General features: G+C 67.0%; 7 protein-coding genes and 1 pseudogene. 5 read left to right on the top strand and 3 right to left on the bottom strand.

Translation table 11 applies throughout. The annotated features are described in order from the left end of the window. Positions 1-28 precede the first annotated feature (28 nt). A complete protein-coding gene (locus tag C6N31_RS41865; protein WP_269770887.1) occupies positions 29-490 on the bottom strand; it encodes a transposase family protein in 462 nt (153 codons plus the stop codon). Between the two features lie 147 nt (positions 491-637). Between C6N31_RS41865 and C6N31_RS41860 the strand changes: the two genes are divergently transcribed. The 4 genes from C6N31_RS41860 (at position 638) to C6N31_RS41845 (ending at position 3,170) form a co-directional block, all read left to right on the top strand. Next, positions 638-1,111 carry a hypothetical protein gene (locus C6N31_RS41860; RefSeq protein ID WP_232486324.1) on the top strand — a complete coding sequence of 158 codons (474 nt, stop codon included), beginning with the start codon at positions 638-640 and terminating at the stop codon, positions 1,109-1,111. A 3-nt stretch (positions 1,112-1,114) separates the two neighbouring features. After that, on the top strand, positions 1,115-1,705 hold the full coding sequence (locus C6N31_RS41855; protein ID WP_138359563.1) for a hypothetical protein: 591 nt from the start codon (positions 1,115-1,117) through the stop codon (positions 1,703-1,705). 537 nt (positions 1,706-2,242) lie between these two features. Further along, entirely contained in the window at positions 2,243-2,731 is a 489-nt protein-coding gene (locus C6N31_RS41850) for a hypothetical protein (RefSeq protein WP_138359561.1), read from the top strand. A 28-nt stretch (positions 2,732-2,759) separates the two neighbouring features. Further along, positions 2,760-3,170: a hypothetical protein gene (locus C6N31_RS41845; RefSeq protein WP_244809753.1), complete on the top strand. Its 411-nt coding sequence runs from the start codon at positions 2,760-2,762 to the stop codon at positions 3,168-3,170. A 490-nt stretch (positions 3,171-3,660) separates the two neighbouring features. Here C6N31_RS41845 and C6N31_RS41840 read toward each other — a convergent pair whose 3' ends face one another. Beyond that, positions 3,661-4,071 carry a RidA family protein gene (locus C6N31_RS41840; RefSeq protein ID WP_138359559.1) on the bottom strand — a complete coding sequence of 137 codons (411 nt, stop codon included), beginning with the start codon at positions 4,069-4,071 and terminating at the stop codon, positions 3,661-3,663. 520 nt (positions 4,072-4,591) lie between these two features. Then, positions 4,592-5,425 carry an RNaseH domain-containing protein gene (locus C6N31_RS41835; RefSeq protein WP_232486321.1) on the bottom strand — a complete coding sequence of 278 codons (834 nt, stop codon included), beginning with the start codon at positions 5,423-5,425 and terminating at the stop codon, positions 4,592-4,594. Between C6N31_RS41835 and C6N31_RS41830 the strand changes: the two are divergent. Continuing rightward, a pseudogene (locus tag C6N31_RS41830) lies at positions 5,366-6,010 on the top strand (IS5 family transposase); the annotation flags it as partial. The gene C6N31_RS41835 and the pseudogene C6N31_RS41830 overlap by 60 nt on opposite strands. Positions 6,011-6,092: the final 82 nt, after the last annotated feature.

Raw genomic sequence — 6,092 nt, 5'->3', positions numbered from 1 at the left:
AGACCCTCGGGTTCCCGCTGAGAACCCCTCAGTTCGCCGGAACCCACGGCGGAGGGACGGTCGCGTACGAGTCGCCCCTCCGTAGCGCGAAATCGTCGACGCCCAGCACCCTGACCTGCCCGACAGGCTCCTCGGGGAAGGCCCTGAGCAGGCGTAACAGGGTGTCCTTCGCCACCGGGACCCCCAGCGCGACCGCGAGTCGGCCGCCGGCCCGCCCGGCCAACGCCAGCGCGATCGAGGTCAGCGTCCCGCGCATCAGCGGAGTGTAGCGGGCATGCGGGCTGGTCAAACCGGTGACCTGCTCGGCGAACGTCACGGCCGCGCAGGCGGCATTGAGGCACCGGAACCGGCGTATCAGCAGCTCGATGACTACCCGGGTGCCGCTGATCGCCGCGTCGGACAGGCGTCGCAAGTAACGCCCGTGCACACGTCCCGATGGGCTCCGACAGTGCGGACACGGCGCCTCGACCGCACGGACACGGGCATGCATCGTGATCCCGCCAGCCGACCGCTCGACCAACTCCACCACGACACCGGACAGATGAGGCAGAAGCGCCTCGAAACTCGGCGAAGAACACGCGGGACAGGATGCCAGCCGTCAACACCTACCGATCACAAGATCAGCGACAGAGCCGAATTGAGTGACCGTCCACAGCAGTGGCCGGATGACGTCCAGGAGCAGTTCCTCATCGACCACGGCGACAACGGCGCCTTCGTTCACGACTACGCGGGCATCGACCTGCGCGAGGTCACCTGGCGGCTGGAGACGATCCCGGCCGCGGACTTCCACGGCATGCCGACCGGAGCGTCCGACGCCGGCTGCATCGAATCCTTCGCGAAGAACCCGGTGCGGGTCGCGGTCCGCCCCCAGAGATCGGCCGGCACTGGGAAGAGCACGGTACGTGGCTGCGCCCGCCGCTCCTCATCGACCGGCGCCTCCTGGACCCGGCGGACAGCGGACTGCAGGTCCTGGAGGGCGGCAGGCCTGACCGTGGTGGAGATGTCGGGAACCGATGAACTCCATGTAGCCAGCGACTGGCAGGGTGTCTTTCCGGAAGGCCGCGATCTGACCCAGGTCAAGGCCAAGCCCCTCTATACCCTGGGAGAGTAGGCCGTGACCGGCGGAGCGACCGATCTCTGGGGCGAATGGCAGAAACACGGCGCCCAAGGCATCAGCGGCGCCAAGGCCCTCGCCACCGAACTCGACCGCATCGCCCACCAGGGCGGCATCTCCTCACCCGTCACCACCCACCGCGGCCTGACCGCCCGCCTGCGCTACCCCAACAGCAAACCCGGCCGCGCAATCCTCCGCGCCCACGGCATCAGCACCCGCCTGTTGCGCTCCTGGGACCGGGGCAGCCGCCCCACCCGGGCCAAGCTGGAAGCCGTGGACCGCGCCTACCAGGATCACCGCAGGGCGAACCTCGTGCGATCCGGGGCACTGAAGCGGCTGCTGAACAACGGGGGACAGGGTCGGCGGATCGAGATCTACCCGGTGGCCCAGTCGCGTGTGGACGAGAAGTACCGCCGGCCCACCCTCAGTGAACGCTCCGTGCAGGCCCGTTACATCTGGGACGACCTCGTCGACGCCTGGGGCCGGGGCGACGAAGACACCCTGGACGAAATCTGGGACGACGTGATCACCGATCTGGACTCCGCATATGCGGCCTACGCATACGTGGGCTCCCTCGGCATCGGAGCATGACACCGCAGAGCCCGGACACGCGCATCGCGGACGAGGTTCAGAGGGAATCTGATGGCATCAACCGGAGTATTTGTATGTTCTGCGAGCTCGGCGGCTGCGGTCCCCGGGTTCTTGGCCATGTAGAGGCCCCTTCGAATCTGCGGTCGGCATGGAAGAATTCCGGGTCGATTCCGCCGAGTACGCCTTTGGTCGCGCCGCTGCTCGTTTTCCACTTTACCGACCGCAGGAGCTCGGATTCCGGCTCTGAACTGCGACGATACGTAGACTACATGTCCGTGACGGTTCCTCACCATCGCTTGTTGTCGCCCGTTGGAGTGATTCTCGACCACCCCGCCTGCATCCGTCGCTGACTCCCTGCGCCGGACTTGCCGGAGTCAATCGACGGTGACAGCCAAGCCGAGGGATCGGTCCAGGTCGCGACGTAGAGGATCGGGCGGAGAGACGCCGGCCGCTACCACTACGCGGCGAGGGTAGTCATCGGGATGCCAGGCGGGCTCGGTAGATTGTGCATCCTGGACTGTGGAGGACGGAGATGAGATGAGGACGGTCAGCGACTTCGTGCCGCTACTGGGGGCGCCTGTCCGCCAGGAAGAAGGACATCTGATCGAGAAGATCGCGAGGTCCTGGTCCGTGACGCTTCCTGAGGACTTCGTCGAGGTCGCCGGGGCCTATGGCGACGCGGCGATCTCGGAGTTCATCTTCCTCTGTGGTGCTCGCACGCTGCAGTCGTACTCGGACGGGATGGGGCGGAAGTTGGAGCAGTCGTCTTCGGTGCCCCACCTCGTCCTTCCGTCCGCTGACGGAGCTCTGGTGTGGGGAAACACGAGCGAGGGCGATCAGCTGTTCCTCGTGCCGCGCGGGGGTAGCACCTGGACGGTGTCAGCCTTCCGCCGTGGCTGGGGTGACTGGTATGACTCTGATCTCGGGTTCAGCGACTGGTTCCACCTCGCCCTCACTGGCGGGATTGCCGCAGACTGGCTGCCCGAATGGGAGCCCTTGCCCCACCCCCTCGAACTGGTCGACTGACAGTGGTGGGGAACGGCGAGGAGTCCGGGTGATCACGCAGGGCGTGGAGATAACGTCGAGCTGCAGCGAGTGCGGGGGCCTGTTGGTCCGTGATGTCGGGCAGTTCATCGTCGGAGGGCGGCTGTGCTGGGGCATCGAGGGCTCGTGTCGAGCCTGCCCCAACGGCTGGTGCGAGGAAGGCGGGGGGGAGACTCCGGAGGAGATCCGGCAGGCTTTGCTGATAGCGCATGGCCCCGCCCGACTCCGCCTGCTCGACGCGCGGGCGAGCCTGGTCCCTGTGCTCAAGGCTCTGCGGGAAATCTGGGACCTGCCATTCTTTCAGGCCCGTGAGAGAGCTGGCGAGCTGATGGAGCATGGCCTGGTCGGCACGCTGGTCGAGATGGAGTTTGTGGCTTCACGACTGCGCGGCCGCCAGGTTGCTGTGGAGGTCCAGACTTGATCCGGCGGACCGCCTGACGGTGTGAACGGAACATCCGTCAGACAGCTGTGAGGGTCCCTCACAGCGCCTGAAGTCACCTGTTGAGGATGGTTCCCGACCACCTCGCCTGAGCTGCCACTGACCCCTTGCGTCGTGAGCGGTGCCCCGCGGGATCCGAAGAACCTGTGGCCTGAGCCCCGCTACGGCACGAGGACGGCCACCACCAAGGGACGGCGTGGAGACGAAGCTGAAGAACGCCGTCTGCAAGGGCACCATCACCCTGTCCTCCGCCCGCACCGCCATCGCCACCAACTGGACCACCGCTCTCCAGGTCACCGGCATCGGCTGATCGCCACCCCCCACCGTCCCGCGCCGCCGGCGCGGGACGGGCGCTGCTCCGACGCCACCCATCGAGCCGCAACGATCAGGCGAAGGCCGCCCCCAGGTCCGGCGAATGCTCAGGCGGACCGCTAAGTTCGAGACGCCGTTCGAGTCCGGGCGATGAGGAGAATCAACCGGGCAGTGCCACGGTGAGGTCCACCTCGATGAGCTGTCCTGGAAAGCCCAGCTGTGCGACGCCCAAGAGTGTGCTGGCGGTGGTGAACGCCGGGCCGAGAGCCGAGCCGGTGAGCCGATGCCACGCAGCTCCCAGAACGTCTCGGTCGTCGCTCCGCACGTAGATCACCGACCGCACCACGTGCTCCGGCTGGGCGTTCACCGCTGCCAGAGCAACGAGCGCATTCGCGACGACCTGGTCGGCTTGCGTCTCAAGAGAGCCGGAACCGACGAGGTCACCGTTTTGATCAAGTGGGCACTGGCCTGCCAGATAGGCCGTACGGCCAGTTTCCACCACGGTGATGTGGTGGTAGCCGGGCGTCTCATGCAACTGCTCGGGATTGATACGGGTGATTTGCAAAGTCATAGGCGCGAGTCTCACCAGCGCGCGGTCAGCGCGCACCGCAATTTCTCGTACTGACGACCACTCCGCAGCGGCCTGAGGTTGGAGAACAAGCCTTGGACCGTGTCGTCCAGTTCGCACTTCTTGCGGTACCGCACCGGCCGAACGCCTGCTGGGCCGCAATTCGCGCGGATGGACGCTGGAGTCGGCTTGCCGCGCTTCTACACCCCTCAGAGCATCCGCTCAGCCGTCGCTGCCCGTGCTCGCAATCCTGCAGGACTTGCGCGGTAAGGGAATCCTGGAACGCGAGGTCATCCTGGGAGCTTTGGCGGCGCGCGGTGCCTCTGACCGGTCGATGCGCAACCGCGGCCAGCTGATCGACCAGCTGGACCGCCGATGACCCGCTGAGGGAGCTGGACCCTGCCGGGCCGCTGCGCGCCCAGAACGGACGCACGTGCAGCTGCCCGGCGCGTCACAAGTGGCCGCCGTCGCACCTGGTCTGGTGCCGAGCTGCGAAGGGCATCTCTCCCATCGGTACACAGGTTCAGCCGGTGGCGTCGTCGGTCTCCCAGTCGATGCTGCGCCGGTATTCGGGGTGGTTCTTGTCCATCTGGATGGCGGCGTGGATGGGCAGCGGGTGGCGGGTGCGGTGTTCCCAGGCCAGGGCGTGGTTGCACAGCCTCGCGGGGGTCAGGGCGTAGGGGGAGCGCGTCGTCCCCGTCGGGCCGCTGGATGACGGCGATTCGGTAGCCGTGAGGTTGTACCAGGTCTCGGCCTGCTGCTCCTTGTCGTCGCAGCTCCAACGCCCCTGATTTCGGCCGGACTTGGCCGAAGGGGTCTTGCCGTCCATCTGGTGGGGGCGCCGGCTCATGAGGAACGTCGTGTCGGTGCCGTCGAACTGGAACAGCGCGTTGCTGGTCTTGTCACCGTCGTTCTCGTTGCCGTCCTCGCCGATCTCGTGGAAGAGCGCGGGCACAGGAATGCTCGGGTCGGCGCTGGAGGTGGTGCGGATGACGGCTGGCGGCCGGTGCTCGGGCGCGAGCGTGGCACCGGGCAACGCGGGCCTGCCGTTGGTTAGACCGTCGTCGTCGGGAAGCAGGTCGGCGTTCTTGTTCGACAGCAGCGGCCAGACGGGGCGGGTGGAGTCACCGGAGACGTAGAGCGCATAGCCACACTCCAGGCGCCGGGCCAGCTCGAACAGAGCGTGGTCGATACGGCGGGGCAGGGTGTCGTCACCGCGGCTGCCCTCGGGAATGGGACGGCTGCGCGACAGCCCCTGGGCGCGGGCGTAGTTGAACCAGCCTCCGCTGCCGCCCCGGTCGGCCGTGTGGAGTGGGCGGTCTCGGTGGACTCCACCATCAATCGAGCTCACCAGCATGCTGCCGGTGCCCGGAAGAAAGGGATCCAGACGGGGACAACTGAGGTCCGCAACGCTCGGCGGCACGGCAGGCCCTCGGTCGGTCCCGCGGCGGCCTGACCACGAAGGTCCACGTGGCGGTGGACGGCCGGGGATTGCCCCTGTCGTTTGTCGTGACGGCCGGGAACGTGAACGACTCCACAGTGTTCGAGGCGGTACTGGACGCCATCAAGGTGCCCCGTGCCACGGTAGGCAGGCCGCGACGCCGTCCCGACCGTGTGCTGGCCGACAAGGCGTACTCCTCCCGGGCCATCCGCGCCGGCCTGCGGCAACGCGGCATCAGGGCCACCATCCCCGAACGCTCCGAAAAGGTGGCCAACCGCAAGCGACGCGGTATACGCGGCGGCCGACCACCGGCCTTCGACAAAGAGCAGTACAAGGGCCGCAACGTGGTCGAGCGCTGCTTCAACCGCCTCAAGCAGTTCCGCGCGATCGCAACCCGCTTCGACAAGCTCGCAGTCCGCTACCAGTCGGGACTGCACCTGGCCTCGCTCATCTTGTGGCTCCGCGACACCAGGGCATGATCATTTATCAGACACGGCCTAGTGTTCTGAGTCGGGAATTCTGTTCAGATGTAGGCTTGGCCTATGGCACGGATGGGGCGGCCGAAGGCCGAGTTGACGCTGTC

Source organism: Streptomyces fildesensis, assembly GCF_016107395.1.
GTDB classification, from domain to species: Bacteria; Actinomycetota; Actinomycetes; order Streptomycetales; family Streptomycetaceae; genus Actinacidiphila; species Actinacidiphila fildesensis.
Note: the sequence above shows the minus strand (reverse complement) of the source record. Positions and strands in the feature narration are given on the sequence as shown.

Coding starts and splice junctions, on each gene's coding strand:
- C6N31_RS41865 (WP_269770887.1), bottom strand. CDS start 490: ATGCATGCCCGTGTCCGTGCGGTCGAGGCGCCGTGTCCGCACTGTCGG.
- C6N31_RS41850 (WP_138359561.1), top strand. CDS start 2,243: ATGAGGACGGTCAGCGACTTCGTGCCGCTACTGGGGGCGCCTGTCCGC.
- C6N31_RS41840 (WP_138359559.1), bottom strand. CDS start 4,071: ATGACTTTGCAAATCACCCGTATCAATCCCGAGCAGTTGCATGAGACG.
- C6N31_RS41835 (WP_232486321.1), bottom strand. CDS start 5,425: ATGCTGGTGAGCTCGATTGATGGTGGAGTCCACCGAGACCGCCCACTC.